The organism is Tenacibaculum sp. SM2510, from assembly GCF_057002845.1.
Genome location: NZ_CP192703.1, coordinates 987,569 through 1,011,921 on the forward strand (window position 1 = coordinate 987,569; position 24,353 = coordinate 1,011,921).

At 30.5% G+C, this 24,353-nt stretch carries 28 protein-coding genes; 11 read left to right on the forward strand and 17 right to left on the reverse strand.

Annotated features, from left to right (window positions below):
• The first annotated feature begins 10 nt into the window (after positions 1–10).
• From ACQ629_RS04395 to ACQ629_RS04410, 4 genes are read left to right on the forward strand one after another with little or no spacing between them, the layout of a single operon-like run.
• Entirely contained in the window at positions 11–532 is a 522-nt protein-coding gene (locus tag ACQ629_RS04395) for a DUF6438 domain-containing protein (protein WP_483706739.1), read from the forward strand.
• Entirely contained in the window at positions 532–1,197 is a 666-nt protein-coding gene (locus ACQ629_RS04400) for an alpha/beta hydrolase family protein (protein ID WP_483706740.1), read from the forward strand. The genes ACQ629_RS04395 and ACQ629_RS04400 overlap by 1 nt, the downstream gene beginning before the upstream one ends.
• Positions 1,198–1,234: 37 nt before the next feature.
• The gene (locus ACQ629_RS04405) at positions 1,235–2,134 is read left to right on the forward strand and encodes a lytic transglycosylase domain-containing protein (RefSeq protein WP_483706741.1); all 900 of its coding nucleotides are present in this window, start codon (positions 1,235–1,237) and stop codon (positions 2,132–2,134) included.
• Positions 2,135–2,137: 3 nt separating this feature from the next.
• Positions 2,138–2,341: a hypothetical protein gene (locus ACQ629_RS04410; protein ID WP_483706742.1), complete on the forward strand. Its 204-nt coding sequence runs from the start codon at positions 2,138–2,140 to the stop codon at positions 2,339–2,341.
• Between the two features lie 15 nt (positions 2,342–2,356).
• On the opposite strand, the gene ACQ629_RS04415 is transcribed toward ACQ629_RS04410, so the two are convergent.
• The 11 genes from ACQ629_RS04415 to nadC form a co-directional block, all read right to left on the reverse strand.
• Positions 2,357–2,557 carry a YwbE family protein gene (locus ACQ629_RS04415; protein ID WP_483706743.1) on the reverse strand — a complete coding sequence of 67 codons (201 nt, stop codon included), beginning with the start codon at positions 2,555–2,557 and terminating at the stop codon, positions 2,357–2,359.
• Positions 2,558–2,647: 90 nt separating this feature from the next.
• The gene (locus ACQ629_RS04420) at positions 2,648–2,839 is read right to left on the reverse strand and encodes a cold-shock protein (protein WP_483706744.1); all 192 of its coding nucleotides are present in this window, start codon (positions 2,837–2,839) and stop codon (positions 2,648–2,650) included.
• Between the two features lie 195 nt (positions 2,840–3,034).
• Positions 3,035–3,226 (reverse strand): cold-shock protein, encoded by a 192-nt coding sequence (locus tag ACQ629_RS04425; protein WP_483706745.1) that lies wholly within the window; start codon positions 3,224–3,226, stop codon positions 3,035–3,037.
• A gap of 195 nt (positions 3,227–3,421) precedes the next feature.
• Positions 3,422–3,613 (reverse strand): cold-shock protein, encoded by a 192-nt coding sequence (locus ACQ629_RS04430; protein WP_483706745.1) that lies wholly within the window; start codon positions 3,611–3,613, stop codon positions 3,422–3,424.
• Between the two features lie 515 nt (positions 3,614–4,128).
• Entirely contained in the window at positions 4,129–4,821 is a 693-nt protein-coding gene (gene folE, locus ACQ629_RS04435) for a GTP cyclohydrolase I FolE (protein WP_483706746.1), read from the reverse strand.
• A 44-nt stretch (positions 4,822–4,865) separates the two neighbouring features.
• Positions 4,866–6,230 carry a histidine--tRNA ligase gene (gene hisS / locus ACQ629_RS04440; protein ID WP_483706747.1) on the reverse strand — a complete coding sequence of 455 codons (1,365 nt, stop codon included), beginning with the start codon at positions 6,228–6,230 and terminating at the stop codon, positions 4,866–4,868.
• Positions 6,231–6,388: 158 nt separating this feature from the next.
• Entirely contained in the window at positions 6,389–7,318 is a 930-nt protein-coding gene (locus ACQ629_RS04445) for a YihY/virulence factor BrkB family protein (protein ID WP_483706748.1), read from the reverse strand.
• A 143-nt stretch (positions 7,319–7,461) separates the two neighbouring features.
• A complete protein-coding gene (locus tag ACQ629_RS04450; RefSeq protein WP_483706749.1) occupies positions 7,462–8,031 on the reverse strand; it encodes a pentapeptide repeat-containing protein in 570 nt (189 codons plus the stop codon).
• 56 nt (positions 8,032–8,087) lie between these two features.
• Positions 8,088–8,846: a hypothetical protein gene (locus tag ACQ629_RS04455; protein WP_483706750.1), complete on the reverse strand. Its 759-nt coding sequence runs from the start codon at positions 8,844–8,846 to the stop codon at positions 8,088–8,090.
• Between the two features lie 95 nt (positions 8,847–8,941).
• Entirely contained in the window at positions 8,942–11,047 is a 2,106-nt protein-coding gene (locus ACQ629_RS04460) for a M3 family metallopeptidase (protein WP_483706751.1), read from the reverse strand.
• A 15-nt stretch (positions 11,048–11,062) separates the two neighbouring features.
• Complete coding sequence (gene nadC, locus ACQ629_RS04465; protein ID WP_483706752.1) at positions 11,063–11,923, reverse strand: carboxylating nicotinate-nucleotide diphosphorylase; 861 nt, start codon at positions 11,921–11,923, stop codon at positions 11,063–11,065.
• Positions 11,924–11,984: 61 nt separating this feature from the next.
• Here nadC and rlmH point away from each other — a divergent pair, with 61 nt between their 5' ends.
• From rlmH to ACQ629_RS04500, 7 genes are all read left to right on the forward strand, one after another.
• On the forward strand, positions 11,985–12,458 hold the full coding sequence (gene rlmH, locus ACQ629_RS04470; protein ID WP_483706753.1) for a 23S rRNA (pseudouridine(1915)-N(3))-methyltransferase RlmH: 474 nt from the start codon (positions 11,985–11,987) through the stop codon (positions 12,456–12,458).
• A gap of 140 nt (positions 12,459–12,598) precedes the next feature.
• Complete coding sequence (locus ACQ629_RS04475) at positions 12,599–13,447, forward strand: hypothetical protein (protein WP_483706754.1); 849 nt, start codon at positions 12,599–12,601, stop codon at positions 13,445–13,447.
• A 220-nt stretch (positions 13,448–13,667) separates the two neighbouring features.
• A complete protein-coding gene (locus tag ACQ629_RS04480) occupies positions 13,668–14,246 on the forward strand; it encodes a non-canonical purine NTP diphosphatase (RefSeq protein ID WP_483706755.1) in 579 nt (192 codons plus the stop codon).
• Positions 14,247–15,278: a FecCD family ABC transporter permease gene (locus ACQ629_RS04485; RefSeq protein ID WP_483706756.1), complete on the forward strand. Its 1,032-nt coding sequence runs from the start codon at positions 14,247–14,249 to the stop codon at positions 15,276–15,278. It abuts the gene before it with no gap.
• 2 nt (positions 15,279–15,280) lie between these two features.
• The gene (locus tag ACQ629_RS04490) at positions 15,281–16,078 is read left to right on the forward strand and encodes an ABC transporter ATP-binding protein (RefSeq protein ID WP_483706757.1); all 798 of its coding nucleotides are present in this window, start codon (positions 15,281–15,283) and stop codon (positions 16,076–16,078) included.
• Positions 16,079–16,145: 67 nt separating this feature from the next.
• A complete protein-coding gene (locus ACQ629_RS04495) occupies positions 16,146–17,192 on the forward strand; it encodes a M28 family metallopeptidase (protein ID WP_483706758.1) in 1,047 nt (348 codons plus the stop codon).
• A 108-nt stretch (positions 17,193–17,300) separates the two neighbouring features.
• A complete protein-coding gene (locus ACQ629_RS04500; protein WP_483706760.1) occupies positions 17,301–18,017 on the forward strand; it encodes a 3-ketoacyl-ACP reductase in 717 nt (238 codons plus the stop codon).
• 43 nt (positions 18,018–18,060) lie between these two features.
• Here ACQ629_RS04500 and moeB read toward each other — a convergent pair whose 3' ends face one another.
• The 6 genes from moeB to ACQ629_RS04530 all read right to left on the reverse strand — a co-directional run bounded on the left by moeB (position 18,061) and on the right by ACQ629_RS04530 (position 24,292).
• On the reverse strand, positions 18,061–19,116 hold the full coding sequence (moeB, locus tag ACQ629_RS04505; RefSeq protein WP_483706761.1) for a molybdopterin-synthase adenylyltransferase MoeB: 1,056 nt from the start codon (positions 19,114–19,116) through the stop codon (positions 18,061–18,063).
• A complete protein-coding gene (gene thiH / locus ACQ629_RS04510) occupies positions 19,116–20,243 on the reverse strand; it encodes a 2-iminoacetate synthase ThiH (RefSeq protein ID WP_483706762.1) in 1,128 nt (375 codons plus the stop codon). The genes moeB and thiH overlap by 1 nt, the downstream gene beginning before the upstream one ends.
• A 109-nt stretch (positions 20,244–20,352) precedes the next feature.
• The gene (locus ACQ629_RS04515) at positions 20,353–21,123 is read right to left on the reverse strand and encodes a thiazole synthase (protein ID WP_483706763.1); all 771 of its coding nucleotides are present in this window, start codon (positions 21,121–21,123) and stop codon (positions 20,353–20,355) included.
• 90 nt (positions 21,124–21,213) lie between these two features.
• Positions 21,214–21,861 (reverse strand): thiamine phosphate synthase, encoded by a 648-nt coding sequence (thiE, locus tag ACQ629_RS04520; RefSeq protein WP_483706764.1) that lies wholly within the window; start codon positions 21,859–21,861, stop codon positions 21,214–21,216.
• A complete protein-coding gene (locus tag ACQ629_RS04525; RefSeq protein WP_483706765.1) occupies positions 21,858–22,619 on the reverse strand; it encodes a hydroxymethylpyrimidine/phosphomethylpyrimidine kinase in 762 nt (253 codons plus the stop codon). Before ACQ629_RS04525 ends, thiE begins: the two co-directional genes overlap by 4 nt.
• 1,070 nt (positions 22,620–23,689) lie before the next feature.
• Positions 23,690–24,292, reverse strand: a complete 603-nt coding sequence (locus tag ACQ629_RS04530) for a thiamine phosphate synthase (protein ID WP_483706766.1) — start codon at positions 24,290–24,292, stop codon at positions 23,690–23,692.
• Between the last annotated feature and the right edge of the window lie 61 nt (positions 24,293–24,353).

Below are 24,353 nucleotides of genomic sequence, written 5' to 3' on the forward strand. Positions count from 1 at the left end.
AAATAAAATTATGAAATACGCACTAATATTACTTTTTGCTTTAAACTTAGCTTGTAGCACTCCTAAAAAAGAATTAAAAAAAGAGCCTAAACCTATCGAAAAAGAAATAGTTGTAGAAAAAATAATTGATAAACCTAAAGTAAAAAAAAACGAGTTAATTAAAAAAGAAAATACACTTGTTAATATTCGAAAAACACCTTGTTTTGGAGACTGTGCCGTTTACAATGTTACTATTGATAAAAAAGGTAATGTTACCTTTAACGGAATCGAATACGTACTTAAAAAAGGAATTCATGAGTTTAAACTTTCTGATGAAAAATTTAAAAAACTTAATGATATGTTTGATAGCAGTGATTTTAGTAAATTTAAAACTGTTTACGACAACACCAAAATATCTGATTTACCAAGCACATTTATAATCCATAATAACAAACAAGTAAAAATTCGTTTATGGAAAGATATTCCTGATGAGTTAATTAATATTCACGAATTTATTGAAGGTGTTTTACTTGACAAGAACCTTATCGAATAATGGTAAAAACTCACGTATATTTTGTGCCAGGTTTAGCTGCCGATACAAAAATATTTGAGCACATTTCTTTGCCAGAAAATGACGTTGAGCTCCACTTTATAGATTGGTTATTGCCAACATCAATAAATGAAAGCATTGAAGAGTATGCTGCTCGAATGTGCAAAACTATTAAACACGAAAATCCGATATTGGTTGGTGTTTCTTTTGGTGGCATAATGGTGCAAGAAATGAGTAAAATTATTTATTGTAAAAAAGTAATTATTATTTCAAGTATAAAAAGTAATAAAGAACTTCCTAAACGTTTAAAACTAGCTCAAATAACAGGGGTTTACAAACTTTTTCCTTCAGAAATAATAGCTAACATTGAAAATTATGAGCATTATTTCTTTAATGATTATTTGAAAAAAAGAGCCGAATTATATAAAATATATTTATGCATAAGAGATAAAAAATATTTACAATGGTCTATATATAACGTATTACATTGGCAACAAAAAGAACCGCTCAAAAACACAATTCATATACATGGCAGCGATGATGAGGTTTTTCCTGCAAAACATATAAAAAATTATATTAAAATAGATAAAGGGACTCATATTATGATTTTAAACAAAGCAAAAACTATTTCTAAAATCTTAGAAAAGGAATGCTTTTTGATTGATTAAAGATTATATTAAGTTCAAATTATAAAATTAAAAATAAATGAATAAATCTGTGCGTTTTTTATCAATACTAACAATTGTATTTGTTGCTATTTTATTTACAAATACAATAAGTCAATCAAACGAACCTCTTATTAAGAATGTAGCAGAAAGCTATCAAATTAAAGCGGTAAAAATACCTGAGAATTTGGAGTTAGCTGGAGAACGTGTTCCTTTAGAAAAAGCTGATATTAAAGAACGTATGGATCGTGAATTACTGGTAAATACTTATTGGCAATCTAATGGGTTATTATTGATAAAACGCGCTAACAAATATTTTCCTACTCTTGAACCTTTATTGGCTAAACATGGCTTACCTGACGATTTTAAGTTCTTAGCTTTGGCTGAAAGTGCTTTTATTGATGAAACTTCTTCTGTAGGAGCTGCCGGAATGTGGCATTTTATGAAAAGTACAGGTCGTGAATATGGCTTAGAAATTAACAACAATGTAGACGAACGTTATCATATCGAGAAATCTACTAGAGTAGCTGCTGAATACCTAAAGAAAGCATATAGTCGTTTTAATTCTTGGACACTTGCAGCTGCAGCATACAATGCGGGGAATTATGGTGTAGAAAAAAGATTAAAAGCACAAAATGTAACAAGCTATTACGACGTTTTATTACCTGATGAAACGGAACGATATGTATTTAGAATCTTAGCTTTAAAAGAAATAATTACAAACCCTAAAAAGTATGGTTTTCAGTTTGATGAAGAAGATTTATATACGCTACCATCTACCTATATTGTTAAAGTAGATACTGCCATTAACGACATCGCCTTATTTGCTAAAAAACATGGTACAACTTATAAAGATCTTAAACTGCACAACTCTTGGTTAAGAGAAAACAAATTAAATAATAAAAGTGGTAAATTATACGAAATTAAAATCCCTAATTAACTGATGAAAAAAGCACTCCCCTTCTTATACGTTATTATTGGCTTATTTATTTTAACAGCAACTTTCTCTCAATTTTTTAAAAATCAAGAAAGCTATAGAGTTGTTTTAAATTTCAGAACTGAAAACAAGTATCTATTTTTGCTGGCAAGAGTCTTATTTGCTAGTTGGTTTTTAATAGACGGGATAAAAAAATTAAACTCAAAATAAAGAAGATTAGATACTCTAATCTTCTTTGATGTTTTTTACCCTTCCTACAATTCCAGATTCTAACTGGACTTTAATTCCATGAGGATGGTTTGCTGAATTTGTTAATATTCTACTTACAACTCCTAAAGTTAATTCGCCTGATCTTTGGTGATTTTTTTGAACAACCTCAACCTCACTGCCAATATTAATGTGAGTTCTATTTTTACCGTCTTTCATTTAAAATATTTTTATTAAAATAAGAAAGCCTATCAATTAATTGATAGGCTTGTCTTTAAAAAGTTTACTCTGGTAATAAAATAATATATATTATAATACTCTTACGTTAACAGCGTTTAATCCTTTTTTTCCATCTTGTAAGTCAAACTCAACCTCATCGTTCTCACGAACTTCGTCGATTAATCCTGAAACATGTACAAAATGTTCTTTGTTGTTTCCTTCTTCTGTGATAAATCCAAATCCTTTTGATTCGTTGAAGAATTTTACGGTACCTTTATTCATAATAAAAAATTAATTTGTCGTTAACTTAAGTGCTAACAACGTTTATTGTATTGCAAAGGTAATGCCAAATTTTTAATTTTCACATAAATAATTGATTTTATTACAATTATCTTACAAATAAATATTAAAAAGCAGAAAGCCTATCAATTAATTGATAGGCTTTCTTTAAAAAGTTTACTCTGGTAATAATATATATTATAATACTCTTACGTCTACAGCGTTTAATCCTTTTTTTCCTTCTTGTAATTCAAATTCAACCTCATCGTTCTCACGAATTTCATCGATTAATCCTGAAACATGTACAAAATGTTCTTTGTTGTTTCCTTCTTCTGTGATAAATCCAAATCCTTTTGATTCGTTGAAGAATTTTACGGTACCTTTACTCATAATAAAAAATTATTTGTTACTTGCTTAAGTGCTAGCAACGTTTATTGAATTGCAAATATAATGCCAAATATTTTAAATACACCTAAATAATTGATTTTATTATCATTACCCTACTAATCAATTAATAAAAAGCAGAAAGCCTATCAATTAATTGATAGGCTTTCTTTAAAAAGTTTACTCTGGTAATAATATATATTATAATACTCTTACGTCTACAGCGTTTAATCCTTTTTTTCCTTCTTGTAATTCAAATTCAACCTCATCGTTCTCACGAATTTCATCGATTAATCCTGAAACATGTACAAAATGCTCTTTGTTGTTTCCTTCTTCTGTGATAAATCCAAATCCTTTTGATTCGTTGAAGAATTTTACGGTACCTTTACTCATAATAAAAAATTAATTTGTTGCTTGCTTAAGTGCTAGCAACGTTTATTGAATTGCAAATGTAATGCCAAATATTTTAATTACAACTAAATAATTGATTTAATTACAATTAAATATTTATTTTTTGAAGATTACACCTAAAAAACGCCCACTCTTATAGGGTATAAAACATTTTAAATACAAAAAAATTACTCTGCCAATAACATATCTATTTTAATGCACTTAGGTACAAAGCGTTTGATTCCTTTCTTCCTTCTTGTAATTCGAATTCGAAGTTTATCCTTAATAACATATACAAAAAACTCTTTTTCATTCCCTTCTTCTGTGATAAAATCCGAATCCTATAGATTCATTGAAGAATTTTACGACACCTTTAATCTAAATAAAAAATTATGTGCAGCTAACTTAAGCGCTAGCTATATTTATTAGGCAGTAAGTATACTATCAAAAAAAGGTAATTAAAAAAAGCTCGATTTTACATATTGTAAACCGAGCTTCTTTTTTTAATAGAGATGAGATTAATCGAATTTTGTATCCATTTTAACGTAGTCTAAAAATTCACGCTTAGTATCTTTCTCTTTAAATTTACCGCCAAATTCGGCTGTAACAGTACTACTTTCTATATCTTTTATTCCTCTAGAATTTACACACAAGTGTTTTGCATCAATAATACAAGCTACATCTTGTGTACCTAAAGCTTCTTGCATTGCCTGAACAATTTGCATTGTTAAACGCTCTTGTACTTGTGGTCTTTTAGAGAAATACTCTACAATACGATTCATTTTAGATAGCCCAATCACTTTTCCATCAGAAATATAAGCAACATGTGCGCGACCAATTATAGGTAATAAATGATGCTCACAGGTAGAATATACTACGATATTCTTTTCTACCAACATTTCACCATAATTGTAATTATTATCAAACGTAGATGCTTTTGGCATATTTGCTGGGTTTAAGCCCATAAATATTTCATTTACAAATGCTTTTGCGACACGCTTAGGTGTACCCTGCATACTATCGTCTGTTAAATCCATTCCTAAAGTGATTAAAATATCTTTAACACTTTCTTGAATTTTTTCTATTTTCTCTTCATCTGAAATATCAAAAGCATCAGCGCGTATTGGTGATTCTGCTGATGTACTTATGTGATTTTCTCCGATTTCTTCTATTCTCTCGTCATTCATTTTGTTGCTACTCACTTCAAACATTTCTTTCGATTATTAGGGCGTAAATTTACAAATTAGTTGTTAATTTACTGTACTTTACTTCTCAATTCATCTAAAGAACAAGTACTTTGCTCTCCGTTTACCATATCTTTTAAAACAAACAAATCGTTTTCAATAGTAGTTACTACAAATTGTATGCTTCTATTATCAACGTATTTCCACTGTTTTTTCTCTTGTTTATTACTCGTTGCTGTATCCGGGTACAACTCTGATTTTATGTTGTTTTCTCTTAAATTTTTAATCGCTTTTATCTTCGATAAATTTTCTGCTTCGTTAAAATTTAAAAATAACACTCTTGGTTTTGGCAACTCAACCTCTTCAAATAAGCTTAATTCTTCCATTACCAAGTAAATTCTATCTAACCCGAAAGAAATACCTACGCCACTTACATCCTTTAATCCGAAGATCCCTGTTAAATCGTCATAACGACCTCCGCCACCAATAGAACCCATTCTTACACCTTCTGGTGCTGCTACTTCATAAATGGCACCTGTATAATAATTTAATCCACGAGCTAAAGTTACATCTAACTCTAACGAAGCAGACGACAACCCTATTTCGTCTATCATTTCTACAACAGTGCGTAACTCTTGTACACCTACCAATCCTTCATCCGAGGCTTGTAACATTTCCTGCAAAGAAGCTAATTTATCTGAATTGCTCCCTGAAAAATTAAATAACGGATCTACTTTTACAATAGCATCTTCAGAAATTCCTTTTTCTAGCATTTCTTTTACAACACCTTCTTTGCCTATTTTATCTAACTTATCTAAAGCAACCGTAAAGTCGATTAATTTATCTTTTGCGCCAATTACTTCTGCAATACCAGATAATATTTTTCGATTGTTGATTTTGATAGTCGCACCGTTTAAACCTAACTTACTAAAAACAGTATCGTATAACTGTACAAATTCTACTTCTTGCAATAACGATTTACTTCCTACTACATCGGCATCACATTGATAAAATTCTCTGAAACGTCCTTTTTGCGGTCGATCGGCCCTCCAAACAGGTTGAATTTGATATCTTTTAAAAGGAAACGTAATATCGTTTTGATGCTGTACCACGTAACGTGCAAACGGCACCGTTAAGTCGTAACGCAATGCTTTTTCAGATATTTTTGAAGTCGTTTTAAGGCTGTTTTTTTCTGATAATAAAGTTTCATCTACCTTCTTTAAGTAATCTCCAGAATTTAAAATCTTAAAAATTAAACGATCTCCTTCTTCCCCATACTTTCCCATTAAAGTTGATGAGTTTTCGAAACTTGGAGTTTCAATAGGTTGAAATCCGAAATTTTCAAACGCGTGTTTGATCGTATTAAATATGTAATTTCTTTTTGCTACTTCGCTTGATGAAAAATCTCTGGTTCCCTTTGGGATTGATGGTTTCATAGTTAATTATGAATTGTGGATTATAAATCGTGAGTTTTTCTCAAAACTTAAAATCTTTAATTTTTAAACGTTTGTATTCTGTTACTTAAAATTAAGTTTTCACAAGAGTGAAATACTTAATCCAACTTAGTTGGCAAATATCTGAATTTATAGGCGAATTATAAAGTTTTATTTATTCGTTTTAATCGATAAATAGATGCGTTTAATTCAAACCCTAAAAGCAATATAATTGCGTTTAACCATACAAACAACATCAATACTAATAAAGTACCAATAGAACCATAAAGTTGGTTATAGGTTGCAAATTTTACTACATAAATTCCGAAGAGATAAAAAGAAAATAAAGACAGTATTGTGGTTAAAATTGCTCCTGGCGAAAAGAATCTTACCTCCCTACCTTGTTTGGTTCCAAAGCGAAAGAGTAATGAAACAATTGTAAAAATCATTATTAAAAACAACAAACCTCTACCCCAGTAAAAAAAATCTAAATCACTTGTTTCTAACCAGCCAATCTCATTGATTCTAGACAATGCTAATTGATAAAAAATAATAGCAACTACCGTTATTATTAAAAACAAAGACATTAACAATGAAACCCCTAACGATACTATATAAGCTACAAAAACACTTCTAAACTCTGTTACATGGTATGAATATTCGAACCCTCCAAAAATAGCGTTAACTCCGTTTGTCATTAAAAAAATTGACGCTAAAAAACCAAACGATAATAAACCACTATACTGATTGTTAACGATATCTTTTAACACCAAATCTACCGCTTCAAAAGTTTTGGGAGGTAACATTTCTTGAATTAACCAAAAGAGATTATCCTGAAATCCTTCGATAGGAATATAAGGTATTAACGACAAGATAAACAACATAAAAGGAAAAATTGCCATAAAAAAGCTAAAAGCAATACCTCCTGCTCTGGTAGTTAAAGCGCCTTTTACAATACCAATAACATACATTTCTAGCACATCATACAAAGACATTCCCTGCAGCCCAGGTATCTTTATTTTTTTACCAAAAACCACCAGTAAGTTTAATACTGGTATTTTTTCTAAATTACTTTCTATCTGTTTTGTCATTGATTAAAATTTCAAAGGCTTTAAAAACTGCAAAACCTGATATTTATATGTGTATTTCTTAATGTCAACCTTAATTTATTTCAAAATCGTATTAGCGAAAAGATTAATATATAATGAGAATCTAAAATAAATTCAGTTTAATATTACTCAATAATAATATTATGTTTCTCCAACAAGCCTATTATATTTTCTTTTGAAAATTTTGCTTTTTTAAGCTTATTATTGTCAGGATCAATACTAAAATTAAAAGCGCTTTTAAAATCTACTTTTTCTAAAATTGAGCGATCAAATATGGTGCTTTTTAAATCACATGTATCAAAAACGGCATTGGTTATATCTGTTTCAGTAAAATCAACCTCTTGTAAACTACAATTTACAAAATTTGTTTTTGGTATTTTCAATTTATAAAATGAAGAGAAGTTTAATTGACATTCTTTAAAACTGAACTGTAATAAAAACGAATCGCATTCATTAAATTTTACTCCTATCATTTTACACTTTACAAATACCACTTCTTTAAAAGCCGTATTTGTTACAATCGTATTACTAAAATTACAATCGATAAACTCACATTCTACAAATTGAATATTTGACGCATGAACATTTTCGAAATTACAATTCTCGAACGTACAACTGTCATACTCTCCTTTTTTGATTTTTTCTTTGGTAAAATCTATTTTATCAAATATTTCACTATCGAAGTAATCGTTCATTCTGTAATAAGTTTAATCTTAACAATTATATTCATTGTAAAAAAAATATTTTTTAGTTAAAAATTTTTTAAATTCAACTCTTCAATAACATTAGAATGCTTAATAGTCCACTTTTCACAAGCATCAAATAGAACATCAAATTCTTTTAGAAAATCTTTTAGAGTATAGTTACCATTAAATCTAAACATCCATTCTTCAGTTTCACCTTTCACTAATTTTTCTTTATACTCTGAAGTGAAATATAAAAATAGTTTTTTACTTGGATCATCTTTAGATGCTGTAGGCTCCCCCATATTGTTACCTTTTAAAAACTGGGCTTTATCTATTATTGATTTTGGCATTAAAGGATTATTTAAGACCCTTCTAACATTTTTAAAATCATTAAAGAAGTCGTTTGAACTAAAAAGAATTCTAGTATTTAATAAATTACCTAGTCCATCAATTTTAGAATAGATTTCTTTATTTACTTTAAACATATTCTTTTGATAATAAAAAGATGGATTTGCAAAACAATCTCCTCTATATGAGCTACCAAAACCATTCTGTTTTTTTAACTCTGTTAATAATTCAGTAATTAATTCAATTCTTTTTTCTGTTATTTTTTTGTTTAATCCAAAACGGTCAAAGACACTAATAGCAATAGTTATTGAAATTAATGAGAATAGAAATAGACTGAAATCTTTTATATTTAATGCTCTTAAAGATTTAGTAACTTTTTCCAGATAATAATCTTCATTAATTATCACCCAAAAAATAAGTATTATCATACTTAATATCAAAAACTTTATCATTAAGTTGATTGTTCTATTTTTCATCAGATATTGTTTTTAATAAGATAAATAATGTTGTGCTTATGATAATTTCACAAACACAACATTTATATATAATTTTACTTGTTGTAATAGAAATATTATTTTAACCCTCTTGCTTTTAACATAGGAGCTGCTGCTGGGTTTCTACCTGCAAAAGTGTTGTACATTTTTGCATAATCCATCGTATTTCCTTTTGATAAAATTTGCTCACGGAATTTTTGTCCGTTTTCACGTGTTAATAATCCGTTATTCTTAAACCAATCGTATGCATCGTGACTTAACATCTCTGTCCATAAATACGAATAGTAACCAGCTGCGTAACCACCACTAAAAATATGTGAAAAATATGTAGAACGATATCTTGGCGGAACTTCATCTATTTTTAACTGCATCATTTTTAAGGCATCTTCTTCAAATTTAGCAACATCCTCTATCTTTTCATCAGCAGAAATAGTATGCCAATTCATATCTAAACTAGAAGAACATAAGTTTTCTATCATCGAGTATCCTTGATTAAAAGTTCCGGCATCTTTAATTTTCTTTAATAAATCAGCAGGAATTACTTCTCCTGTTTTATAATGTACCGCGTAATTATTTAATACCTCTGGATGTGTTGACCAGTTTTCGTTAAACTGTGACGGGAACTCTACAAAATCTCTCGCTGTACTTGTTCCTGAAATTGATGCATATTGTTGATTTCCGAATAAACCGTGTAATGCGTGACCAAATTCGTGAAACATCGTTTCAACTTCACCAAAACTAATTAAAGCCGGTTCGCCTGCTGCTGGTTTCGGCGAGTTACACACATTGTAAATTACTGGTTTTTGATTACGCAACTTCGATTGTTTTACGAAAGCACTCATCCAAGCACCACCTCGTTTGCTATCTCTTGCAAAGAAATCTCCATAATACAATCCCAACTTAGATCCGTCTTCTTCAAAAATCTCATACACCACAACATCAGGATGGTAAACCGGAATATCTGTACGCTTTTTAAATGTAATTCCGTACAACTTAGTGGCTGCATAAAAAACACCTTTCTCTAATACATTTGTAACTTCAAAATAAGGTTTAACCTCCTCTTCGTTTAAATTATATTTCGATTTACGTACTTTCTCTGCGTAATGATTCCAATCATAAGCCGTTAATTTAAAGTCGTTTCCTTCTTTTTTAATTTCAGCTTGAATTTCTTTTGTTTCTGAAGTTACTTTCTCTAATGAACCCGGAATTAATCCGCTAAACATTTTAAAAACCTCATCTGGTGTTCCTGCCATTGTTCCTTGTAAACTCCAACTTGCGTAATTATCAAATCCTAAAATCTGTGCTTTTTTTGCTCGTAAAGCAACCATTTTCTTAACTAACTCACTTGTATCGTATTCGCCAGAATCAGACCTATGAATAGATTTCTCAAATAATTCTTTACGAATCTCTCTGTTTTCTAAAGTTTGTAATGATGGTTGTTGACTTGTATTAATTAACTGAATTTCATACTTATCATCTTTATTTAACGACTTAATCTTTTCTTCAGAAAATCCTTTTAGCTTTTCTTTATCAGTAACAACAACACCTCCTTTTTTACTTGCATCTAATAATTTTTTACCAAAATCGTTCGACAGACTTGCTATTTCTGAATTAATCGCTTTTAGCTTCTCTTTTTTATCTTCTGATAAATTAGCACCTGCTTTAGAAAAATTCTTATAATATTCTTTTACTAAGTGTGCAGACTCAGCATCTAATTGCAAACTATCTAAATTCTTATAAACAGTTTTAATTTTAGCAAACAATGCGGTGTTTAGTAAAATATCATCATTGTGTTTAGAGAATTTTGGAGCTAACTCTTTTTGAATCTCTTTAATTGTATCATTTGTATTGGCACCTGCTAACCCGTAAAAAACAGCGGTAACTCCATCTAAAATTTTGCTACTCTCTTCTAAACTTAAAATGGTATTTTTAAAAGTTGGCTCTTCTGTATTGTCAACAATTTCTTTAATTGTTTCATTTTGCGACTTCATACCTTCTAGAATAGCAGGCATAAAGTGTTCATTTTTTATTTTAGTAAAATCTGGCGCACCATAATCTAATCTACTTTTAACTAATAAGGGATTTTCTACAGCCATATTCGTTTTTGTTTCTTTTTCAGCTTCTTTTGTATTACAAGATATTGCAAACACTAAAGATGCTACAATAATTATATGTTTTTTCATTTTAATAAAATTAAATTAATCAACTGCTTTTAAACTTAAATCTAAATTATAAACCGAATGTGTTAAGGCTCCCGATGATATAAAATCTACTCCACAATCAGCATATTTACGAATTGTCTCTTCGTTAATTCCGCCTGAAGATTCCGTTAAACAAATATCACCTATTAAGGCAACAGCTTTACGAGTATCTTCATAATTAAAGTTATCTATTAAAATACGATACACACCTTCGTTTGATAAAATTTCTTTAATTTCTTCTAAGCTACGTGCTTCTACTATAATTTTAATATCTAAACCTTTTTCTGCTAAATATTTTTTTGTTTTAGTAATTGCTTGCGTAATTCCACCTGCAAAATCGATATGATTGTCTTTTATCATTACCATATCATACAATGCAAACCGGTGGTTTTCTCCACCTCCAATTTTCACAGCCCATTTTTCAATAGCTCTAATCCCAGGAGTAGTTTTACGAGTATCTAAAACCTTTGTTTTTGTTCCTTTTAATAAATTGGCGAAAAACTTTGTTTTCGTTGCAATTGCACTCATGCGTTGCATTGCATTTAACACCAAACGTTCTGCCATTAAAATAGATTGCGATTTACCTGTAACATAAAAAACAATATCTCCATATTTTACAGCATCTCCATCGTTAATTAATGTTTCTATTTGTAAATCGGCATCAACATAATTAAAAACCATTTTAGCAAACTCAACTCCAGCTATAATTCCATCATCTTTCACCAACAACTTTGCTTTTCCTATTGCATCCGAAGGAATACAAGAAAGTGAGGTATGATCACCGTCACCAATATCTTCACGAATGGCATTTGCAATAATTAAATCTAACTCTTTATTAAATTGTTCTTTTGATATCATGTTTTGAATAATTCTGACGTAAAAATACTAATTCGTAGTGCATAATTCATAATTTTACCCCATGAAAATAAAACTAATAGCTATTGGTAAAACTGATGATAAAAATTTGATTCAGTTAATTAACAATTATCAAAACAGGTTAAAACATTATATTAAGTTTGAACTAGAAGTTATACCTGACATTAAAAATGTTAAGAACCTTAGTGAATCTCAACAAAAAGAGAAAGAAGGTGAATTGATTTTAGCGAAGCTTCAAAACACCGATCAACTTGTTTTATTGGACGATAAAGGAAAACATTTTACATCTGTTGAATTTTCTCAGCACCTTCAAAAAAAGATGAATTCAGGCATTAAACAATTGGTTTTAGTTATTGGTGGGCCTTACGGGTTTTCTGAAGCTGTTTACAAAAAAGCGAACGGGAAACTGTCTTTATCTAAAATGACTTTTTCTCACCAAATGATTCGCTTATTTATTGTTGAACAAATTTACAGAGGCTTTACGATTCTTAAGAATGAACCCTATCATCATGAATAAATAAGAGCTGTTTTTTACTAGTTAAATTGACAACAAAACAGATGTTGTTTTATTTTTAAAAACCAAAGGTTATTTCATTTAAAAACCGTAATTTTGTCGCCCCTAAAAAGTGTATTAAATTTACAATTAAATAAATCAAAATGAAAACATTAAAATTTTTATTAACCTCTATTTTTTTCATCAGTATCGTTAGTTTACAACAAGTAAATGCTCAAAGCGAAATTGAGGCATTAAAATCACAAGTAGAAGACAAGAAAGATCAAATTGAGGCTAACGAAGAAGTATTAGTTAGTGGCGTTAGAGCTTTAAAACGTGTAACTGCTAATTTAGAAGACTTTAAAAAAGGTAAAAACGTAACTAAAGAAAACGTTAAAAGAAAAGAAAAGATTATTGCAAGCATGCAAAACAGGTTAACTAGATTGAATGCTCAAATCGATGATCAAAAAGAAAAATTAGCTACGGTTGAAAGAAAACTAGAAAGAAAAACTAGAAAGAGTTCAACAAAAGAAGCTAAACCAATTATAGAAAAAGAAGCTGCTGTTGTAGATAACAGTGTAAATAACACTGTAAGTAAATTAGCTTTACGTAAGCAAAAATTAGAAAATGCTCGTATAAAACTTGAGAACGATCGTAAAGCAAAAGAAATTGCTTACTTAAAAGAACAAGAAGCTTTACGTTTAGAGGTTGCAAAATTAGAACAATTAGACAATCAAATTAAAGCTGAAGAAAAATCTATCGTTAAGGAAAAAGGTACTTTAATTAGTGACTATGAAGATGATATTAGCATTAATGAAGAAATTTTGATTAGTGGTAAAGAAGGTTTAGCTAGAATGAAATCGAAGTTAGAAAAAGCGAAACAAGATCCTACTACCTCTAAAGAAAGTATTGCTCGTAAAGAAGCTATTATCGTTAAAATTCAAGAACGATTAAACAAAATACAAGAAGAAATTAACTCTAAAAAATTAGAGTTAAGTAAATTAAAATCATAAATAACTTTTATTATTTTCTTTTTAAAAAAGGCAAAATTTAGATAAATCTAAATTTTGCCTTTTTTTGTATTTATTTTTTCTTTTTTAATACCCACCACTTCACAATAAATAAATTTCTTTTTCAATACAATCACTCTTTGTATTTTCTTTAGGTAAAAGAAAAATAGTAATTATAAAGATGATAAAAATCGATACATTTGTTTACATCAAAACTTAATTAATGAAACTTGTTTTTGCCACAAATAACCTAAATAAGCTAACAGAAGTACAAAAAATGCTTCCTAAAAACATTGAATTATTATCTTTAAAGGATATTCAATGTTTTGATGACATTGAAGAAACTGCAACCACTTTAGATGGTAATGCAAAAATAAAAGCAGATCATGTTACTCAAAAATATAATCTTAATTGTTTTGCTGATGATACTGGCTTAGAAGTTGAAAGTTTAAATGGAGAGCCAGGTGTATATTCTGCTCGTTATGCCGGTGAACCAAGTGATTCAGAAAACAATATGCAAAAATTGCTTACTGAGTTAAACGGAAAAGAAAATAGAAAAGCACAATTTAGAACTTCAATATGTTTAAATCTAAACGGAAAACAATTTCTATTTAATGGTATTTGCAAAGGTGCGATCCTAACTAAAAAACAAGGAGAAAAAGGATTTGGATACGATCCTATTTTCCAACCTATTGGATTTAAACAATCGTTTGCAGAAATGAATTCTGATGAAAAAAATACTGTTAGTCACCGCGGATTAGCCATTAAAAAATTAGTTGAATTTTTAAAATCAATCAACTAATTGAAATCTTCTAAAAAACACACAAAATATTTTATTTTCTTATCAGTTATACTGGTTTTTTTCTTGTTTTTGAATATTAGCTTAGGTTCTGTATCAATTCCTCTTGATGATATTTTTAACGCATTAACTGGTGGTATTGCATCTAAAGACAGTTGGCAAACCATTATTTTAAATTTTCGCCTACCCAAAGCGATTACAGCAATTATGGTTGGTTCTGGTTTATCAATCTGCGGATTGTTAATGCAAACCTTATTCCGAAACCCATTAGCGGGTCCTTTTGTTTTAGGTATCTCTTCGGGTGCTAGCTTAGGTGTAGCCTTACTTATTTTAGGTTCTAGTTTATTTGGTGGTATTTTTGTTTCAATCGCTTTTTCTAATTGGGCATTAGCAATCGCCGCTAGTTTGGGTTCTTTCTTTGTATTATTTGCTGTAATTATAGCAGCTAATAAAGTTAGAAATACCATGTCGATATTAATTATAGGTTTAATGTTTGGTTCGTTAACATCAGCAGTAATAAGTGTTTTATCTTATTTTAGCGAAGCTGAACAAATTCAGCAATATATGTTTTGGAGTTTTGGTAGCTTAGGGAACTTAACCTGGACAGAACTTACTGTTTTTGGAATTATTTACAGTATTGGTATTTTAGGTACATTTAGCATTATAAAACCTTTAAATAGTTTTTTATTAGGTGAAAATTACGCGAAAAGTTTAGGTATCAATATAAAAAAAAGCAGAATTATTATTTTACTAATCACCAGTTTATTAACGGGTGTTATTACTGCTTTTTCTGGCCCAATTGCTTTTATTGGCTTAGCAGTTCCTCATATTTCTAAAATGATTTTTTCTACCTCTAACCATAAAACACTCTTGCCTGCAACAGCTCTTTTAGGTGCAATAATATTATTAATTTGCGACGTAATTGCTCAGTTACCTACAAGTGAATTTACCTTACCGATAAACGCAATAACTTCGTTATTTGGGGCTCCTATTGTTATTTGGTTGTTAGTGCGAAAAAAGAAAATATATGTATAATTTTGACTGATTTAAAAAAACATATCGTTCTTAATATTAAAAACCTTGCAATAGGCTATCAAACAAAAAAGCTACAAACCGTTATTGCTTCGGGTATTAATTTTTCTGTCGAAAAAGGAAAACTTGTGGCTTTATTAGGTAAAAACGGTATTGGTAAATCGACTTTACTGCGCACACTTTCTAAAGTTCAAAACCCATTAAGTGGAAGCATCGAAATCAACCAAAAGAGCATTACCGAGTATTCGCTCCAAGAACTAGCAACTTCTTTAAGTTTAGTTTTAACCGAACGCTTACCTCAAAGCCAATTAACCGTTTTCGAACTAATCGCTTTGGGTCGACAGCCATATACTAATTGGATAGATAAATTATCAGCCAAAGACCTCAAAAAAATTCTTTGGGCTATTGAACAAACAGCAATTGAACACTTAAAAGATAAACGATTTTATGAATTAAGTGATGGGCAATTACAACGTGTTCTTATTGCACGAGCTTTAGCTCAGGATACTGATATTATCATTTTAGACGAACCTACTGCTCATTTAGATATTCATCATACCATTAAAATATTCGCACTATTAAAACAATTAGTTGAAAAAACAGGAAAAACTATTGTCATTTCTACTCACGAAGTAAATCTAGCAATTCAATTAGCCGATGAATTTATTTTACTTTCTGATGAGCAAATTTATAGCGGAACGGCTAAAGAATTAATCTATAAAAATGCTTTTGAGCAATTATTTCCTAAAGAGCTGGTAAGTTTTAACAAAACATTAGAACAATTCGTGATAAAGAAAATTTAAATTTGAATTTCTGTAACATTTCGTTACTTTTAGATACTAACTAAACCAAAATCTTAATTAAATATTAATGAAAAAACTACTTTATTTAGCAAGTGCTTTTGCATTTGTAGCTTGCGGAGCAAGTAAAGATACCGCTAGCACCGAAACTAATGATACTACTATAGATTATGCTGCTAAATACGCAAAAACAATTACAGCTAAAGATTTAGGAAAGCATTTATTTATATATGCTTCTGATGAATTTGAAGGGCGTGATACTGGAGAACCTGGTCAGAAAAAAGCAGTTAACTATTTAAGAGACTTTTATAAAAATGAAGGAATTGTATCTCCCTTAGGTAATGACAACTATTTTCAAAAAGTTCCTTCTGCTTACTTAAGTAATAATCGTAGAGGAATGAAATTAAACGATTCTGAAAATGTTGTTGCTTTCATAAAAGGAACAGAAAAACCAGAAGAAATTTTAGTAATTTCTGCTCATTTAGATCATGAAGGTGTAAAAAATGGAAAAATATATAACGGTGCAGATGATGATGGTTCAGGTACTGTTGCCATTTTAGAAATTGCCGAAGCTTTTAAACAAGCTTATAATGAAGGTAAAAAACCAAAACGTTCTATTTTATTTTTACACGTTACAGGTGAAGAAAAAGGTTTATTAGGCTCTAAGTATTATACTGAAAACCCTATTTTCCCTTTAGCGAATACTGTTACTAATTTAAATATTGATATGATTGGTAGAGTTGATGATCGTCACAAAGGAAACCCAAATTATGTATATTTAATTGGAGCTGATAAGTTAAGTACTGAGTTACATAACATTTCTGAAGCAATGAATAATAAATACACTAATGTTGCTTTAGACTATAAATATAACGACGAAAAAGATCCGAATCGTTACTATTATCGTTCTGACCATTATAATTTTGCAAAGAATAACATTCCTGTTATTTTCTATTTTAACGGTACACACGATGATTACCACCAGCCAACAGATACTCCTGATAAGATTAACTACGAGATGTTAGAAAACAGAACTCGTTTGGTTTTTCATACAGCATGGGAACTTGCAAATCGCGAGAATCGTGTAGTTGTTGATAAAGGAGAAACTACAAAGTAAAAAACATATTTTAGTATAAAAAACTCACCAATTTGGTGAGTTTTTTTTGTATCTTTTAATTAAAGCTAAAGATACAAAAAACAATATATTTCACTTAAAAAACAATGAATGGAAAACTTAACGAATAAAAAAGCTATCATAACTGGAGGTAGTAGAGGTTTAGGAAAAGCCACCGCTATTGCTTTTGCAAAAAAAGGAATAAACGTTGCCATTACTGGTAGAAATGAAAAGCAATTAATTAGTACTGTTGCTCAAATAAAAACATACGGTGTTGAGGCTACTTATGCAGTGTTTGATGTTAGTAATTACAACGAAGTTCAAAAAGGGATAAAAGAGATTATAAATACATTTGGTACTGTTGATATTTTAGTAAATAATGCGGGTATTGCTGCTTTTGGTTCGCTGAACGAAATGCCTGTTAAAGATTGGACACAAATTATACAAACCAATTTAATGGGAATGTATTATGTTACCAAAGAAGTTTTACCTTATTTAATTGAAAAAAACGAAGGTGATATTATTAATATTGCCTCTACTGCAGGATTAAGTGGTAATGCAACCACCTCAGCTTATTCTGCTTCTAAATTTGCAGTAATCGGAATGTCGGAATCATTAATGAAAGAGGTTCGTAAAAATAATATTAGAGTTTGCACACTTACGCCTAGTACTATTGCGTCAGATATGTCTTTAGAATTAGGTATTACAGACGGAGATCCTGAAAAAATACTACAACCTGAAGATTTTGCTGAATTGATTGTCGCTGGCTTAACTTTACCTAGAAGAGCCATGCTTAAAGGAGCTTCTTTATGGTCTACAAATCCATAATTTATACAATGCGTTTCCTTTATAAAAAAGGAAACGCATTTTTTTAATTCAGTCCGTTTTTTAGGTTGATAAAAATAACCTCATCAATTGCCTCTTCTAAAAAGGTAATTGCTTTTTTACTTCGTATTCCTGATTTACAATACACAACGAGAGGTTTATCAATATTCAACTCTTTAAATCTATTTTGTAATTCTCCTAAAGGAATATGCTGTCCGTTTATATGATGTTGTTCACGCTCCCAATTTTCACGTACATCTAATAAATTATATTTCGGTAAACTCTTTTGAAGCTCCTCAAAAGTAATTTCATTTTTCACTGCTTTTATTCCGCAGAAAAAATCATAATCTTTTTCTAATGCTGTAACCGATGTATTAGCTGATTTCTCAAATTTTAAAATCATTTGACGCATAGTCAGCGTATCATACATCAATAATTTATTAGCTAAAACCTCCCCTATTTCGCAAATTATCTTAATAGTCTCATTTGCTTGTAAACTACCAATAATCCCAGGTAAAACACCTAAAACTCCAATTTCAGAACAATTTGGAGATTCATCTGGTTTTGGTGGTGTCGGATACAAGCACCTATACGTAGCACTTCCTTGATAATTAAATACACTAACCTGACCTTCAAACTTAAAAATAGCGCCGTACACCAATGGTTTTTTGGTAATTACAGCGGCGTCGTTTGTTAAATAACGGGTAGAAAAGTTATCGCTTCCATCTACAATAACATCATATTTTTCAAACAATGAAATGGCATTTTTATTGGTTAATTTTTCTTTATATACTTTAAAGTTTACAAACGGATTTAACCTTGATAATCGCTTTGCGGCTGTTTCAGCTTTCGACAAGCCAATATCATCAATCGTATATAAAATTTGACGCTGCAAATTGCTTTGATCTATAATATCATCATCTATAATTCCGAGTGTTCCAACACCTGCAGCTGTTAAATATTGCAATACAGGGCAACCCAATCCGCCAGCACCAATCACCAAAACTTTTGCTTGCTTTAATTTTAATTGACCTACTTCTCCTATTTTATCTAAAATAAGATGGCGGTTATATTGTTTTTGTTCTTCGTTGGTTAAATTCATTATTTTTCTATTGACTCAAAATGCGCCCAATCTTTCCAAACGACTTCTAGACCTTTATCTTTTAACATTTTTACCACTTCTTCTGTACTTCGTTCATCAGAAATTTCAAACTGCTCTAACGATTGTGGCTCGACGGTATACCCTCCCGGATTCGTTTTAGATTCTGCACTGATTGATGTAGCTCCTAAATTAACAATATTATTTCTGAAAATTTCACTTTCTCTGGTAGACATCGATAACTCTACATCTTCGTCAAGTAAACGAAAAGCACAAATTAATTGTACTAAATCGGCATCAGTCATTTCTACCTTTGGATCTAATCCACCAGAATGTGGTCGTAACCTCGGAAAAGAAATAGAGTACTTCGTTTTCCAATACGTTTTTTGTAAATATTTTAAATGCAAGGCTGTAAAAAAACTATCGGCACGCCAATCTTCTAATCCGAATAAAGCACCTAAACCTATTTTATGAATCCCTGCTTTCCCTAACCTGTCTGGTGTATCTAAGCGGTAATTAAAATTAGATTTTTTCCCCTTCGGATGATGTTTCTTATACTCATCTCTGTGATACGTTTCTTGATAAACTAATACAGCGTACAATCCCGCTTCAATTAACGATTCATATTCATCCTGGTCTAAAGGTTGCACTTCAATCGTAACATTTGAAAATTTAGAACGAATTAATTCGATTGCATTTTTTATATAAGCAACACCAACTGTTTTATTCGCTTCACCAGTAACTAACAATATATGATCATAGCCTTTTTCCTTTAAGAAAGCCACTTCTTTTAAAATCTCTGGATCTGTTAAAGTTCGTCTGGGTATTTTATTCGTCATACTAAAACCACAATAAGTACAAATATTCTGACATTCGTTACTCAAATACATGGGCGCATACATTTGTATGGTATTACCAAATCTTTTTTTAGTTAACAGACTACTTTTTTGTGCCATCTGCTCAATATAAGGTCGGGCAGCAGGAGATATTAATGCTTTAAAATCTTCTAAATCGAGTTTATCTTTTGATAAAGCACTTTCTACCTCAGCAGTTGTTTTATGGAAGATACTTTTTAGGGTATCATCCCAATTATAAGTGTCGAATGTTGTTTTAAAATTTTGTTTTACCACAATTTACTTTTTTAATGCTGTCATCGTCATTGCGAATGAAATAAAATGGAATGAAGCAATCTGCTTAATATTGTAAAAGGTCACTTCGTCATTCTTCATCGTAATGACGTTAATTTAAAAACGATGTTAATGGGCTACTTGCTACTGCCTGTTTTTGAACAGGTGCTAGTTTTGCTTCATACGCCATTCTACCCGCTTCAACTGCCATTTTAAATGCTCTTGCCATTGCTACTGGATTTTTAGAAACAGCTATTGCTGTATTTACTAAAACCGCATCTGCCCCTAATTCCATTGCATAGGCAGCATGCGATGGTGCGCCAATACCGGCATCTACAATTACAGGAACGTTAGATTGTTCTATAATAATTTCTAAAAAATCTTGTGTCCTTAATCCTTTATTACTTCCTATTGGTGCGCCTAATGGCATTACACATTGTGTTCCTACATCTTCTAAACGCTTACATAAAACAGGGTCAGCATGAATATAAGGCATTACCACAAAACCTAGTTTAACTAATTCTTCTGCTGCCTTTAAAGTTTCAATAGCATCTGGTAATAAATATCGTGGATCTGGGTGAATTTCAAGTTTTACCCAATTCGTACCTAACGCTTCTCTTGATAATTCGGCCGCAAACACGGCTTCTTTTGCTGTTCTTACTCCAGATGTATTAGGTAATAAATTAATATGTGCATGGTTTAAATGCTTTAAAATATCATCATTTTCATCTTTAACATCTACTCTTTTTAAAGCAACGGTAATTAATTCACTTTCTGATGCTAATAAAGAAGCACTCATTAATTCTGAAGAACTAAATTTTCCTGTTCCTGTGAATAATCGTGAGTTAAATTCTTTATCTGCTATTTTTAATATGTTATTCATTCTTTCTTGTCAGGCCGATCGCAGTCATGACCTTTTTTATATTTTATTAAACTAAAAACCACTCGACTACGCTCGAGAAAACATACAAAACTACTTATCGTCCATTTTATACACTTGCTCTTGTGTACTTGGCGCACTTAAAATTTTATGAAAAACAGGAATACTTGTAAAATCATTGGTAATTGCTCCAGATACTGCAACGCCATAAATACCTGAATGTACAATTGCTGCAACATCATCTAAAGTAATACCACCAATAGCAATTATTGGCGTTTCAGTATTTAGTGCTGTTAATATTTTTTTGTAACCTTCTACTCCTAAAACCGGACTTAAATTCTTCTTAGTTTCTGTAAAACGAAAAGGCCCTAAACCTATATAATCTACTTTTTTTTCTAACAGCTTTTTACAATCTTCTAGCGTATTTGCTGTTCCGCCAATACTATAAAATTTACCTAAATATTCACGAACTTTTAAAGGACAAGCATCCGAAGCACCTAAATGAACACCATCTGCATTTACTTCTTTTGCTACTTTATAATGATCGTTTATAATTAATCGTGTTTGAAAATGATTTGTAATTTCTCTCGCCTCTTTAGCTGTTTCTAACAACGTTTTCGGATCTGTTTTTTTTAATCGCAGCTGTACCCACTCTACTCCCGAAGCACATGCTTTTTGAATATTATCTAAATGATCTTGAGGTGTTTCTCCCTGTGTTATGTACTGTAATTTACTTATCATTTTTTTTTATAGTTATGCGTTCCTAACAAGGAATCGTTCGAGTTTAAAAATTGTTCTGTATATCGTTTTGTATTTTTACAGGCGTCTTCTAAAGAAAATTCTAACGCTAAGTTAGCTGCTAATGCGGATGATAAAACACAACCACTTCCGTGTTTTTCGAAAACGGTATTTGCAATAGGCGGAATATTTAGTTTTACTATTTTACTATAATACACTTCATCCCACCCTTTTTTATCTTTTCTGTGTCCGCCTTTTAAATAGATATTTGTTTTTTCGGATATAAAATCAATTGTTTCTTCGATATCTTTATTCGGAAAAAGTGCTGTTATCTCTTCATAATTGGGTGTTACAAAATCACAGAAATTTAATGTTTTTTCTAAAATTTCTAAATTTTTATTTGTATGAAAATTATATCCTGCACTCGCTTTTAAAACCGGATCTAAAACTATTTTTATCTTCGGATTTAATTGTTTCAAAGTTTGAATTACTTCTAATAAAACCTCCCAAGATTCTATAATTCCTATTTTTACTGCGGATATTGAAAATCGTTCAAACAGCGTTGTTATTTGCGAAAGAATAACCTTTTTTTCAATCCAAACACATCTTTTAAAATCAATGTCATTTTGAATAGTTATGGCTGTACATACTGATAACCCGTATAAACCATGCGCTTCAAATGTTTTAATATCTGAAGTGATGCCTGCTCCACTTGATGGATCTATACCTGCAATGGTTAGTATGTAGTTGTTTTTACTCAATATGCTATTTATTTTGACTCTCTTTTTTCGATGGCTTATTTCAATGGCTTATTTCGATGTGAACCTGAAATAAATTAAGGTTGACGTAATGTTATTTTTATTTAATAATTAGTTCTCGACTGCGCTCGAACTGACAAATCAATAAAATTACTTTATTCTGTGTTCTTCTTAACAACCTTTTATTCGTCATTGCGAATGAAATGAAGCAATCTATTTTTCTTCTAACAGGTTACATTATCGTTTTCAACTCTCCTTCTGATATTTAGTTCTCGACTGCGCTCCAACTGACAAACGAATAAAATTACTTCTTTGTATGTTCTTCATAACAACCTTTTATTCGTCATTGCGAATGAGATGAAGCAATCTATTATTCCTCTAACAGGTTACATTATCGTTTTCAACTCTCCTTCTGATATTTAGTTCTCGACTGCGCTCCAACTGACAAACGAATAAAATTACTTCTTTGTATGTTCTTCATAACAACCTTTTATTCGTCATTGCGAATGAGATGAAGCAATCTATTATTCCTCTAACAGGTTACATTATCGTTTTCAACTCTCCTTCTGATATTTAGTTCTCGACTGCGCTCCAACTGACAAACGAATAAAATTACTTCTTTGTATGTTCTTCATAACAACCTTTTATTCGTCATTGCGAATGAGATGAAGCAATCTATTATCCCTCTAACAGATTACATTATCGTTTCCTATTCTCTAACTCATATTTAGTTCTCGACTGCGCTCCAACTGACAAATCAATAAAATTACTTTATTGTATGTTCTTCATAACAACCTTTTATTCGTCATTGCGAATGAAATGAAGCAATCTATTATACTCTAACAGATTACATCATCGTTTCCTACTCTCCTACTGATATTTAGTTCTCGACTGCGCTCGAACTGACAAACGAATAAAATTACGTCATTGTATGTTCTTCTTGAAAACTTTTTATTCATCATTCCGAATGAAATGAAGCAATCTATTTGCCCTCTAACAGATTACATCTTCGTTTCCTATTCTCTAACTCATATTTAGTTCTCGACTGCGCTCGAACTGACAAACGAATAAAATTATTGAGTTAAACAATTTTTATATTGATGTTTTATCTCTTTAAAACTTTCAACTGGATTATCAGCATTCCAAACTCCACCTAAAACACCAATTCCTTTAAAACCTAACTCGATAGTCTGTGCAATGGTTTCTTTATTAATTCCGCCCATTCCTACGATTGATTTATCGATGTTATTCACATTAAAACCTCTTCCTTCATATCCTTTTTTAGAAATGGATGAAAAAACTGGACTCAATAAATGATAATCGAATTCAATATCACAAACTTCAATATCTTTAGGCTCATGAAAAGAACTACTCATTGTTTTTCCTAACATGTTTAATCCTATAAAATATCGATTGCCATTTTCTAAAGCATCGCGTCTTTTTTGTTCTTGAAAATGGATTCCTTTCAAATTAAATTCATTCGTTAATTCATGAAAATAATGTACGATTATCTTATTATGATATTCCGAGTTTACCTGATTTAGATAAACACAATGTTCTTGGTAATCTTTAAAAGGTTTTCTTAAATGATAGTATTCTAAACCTGCTTCAAATAATTGATGTAGTATTTCAATTTCGTTTTCTACATCTTTTTCTGGAGCAATAAGTACTATCATATTCGTTTGATTTTAGTCGCTATTAATTTGGTGTAAAAATAACCTAATTTAATCTTGAAAT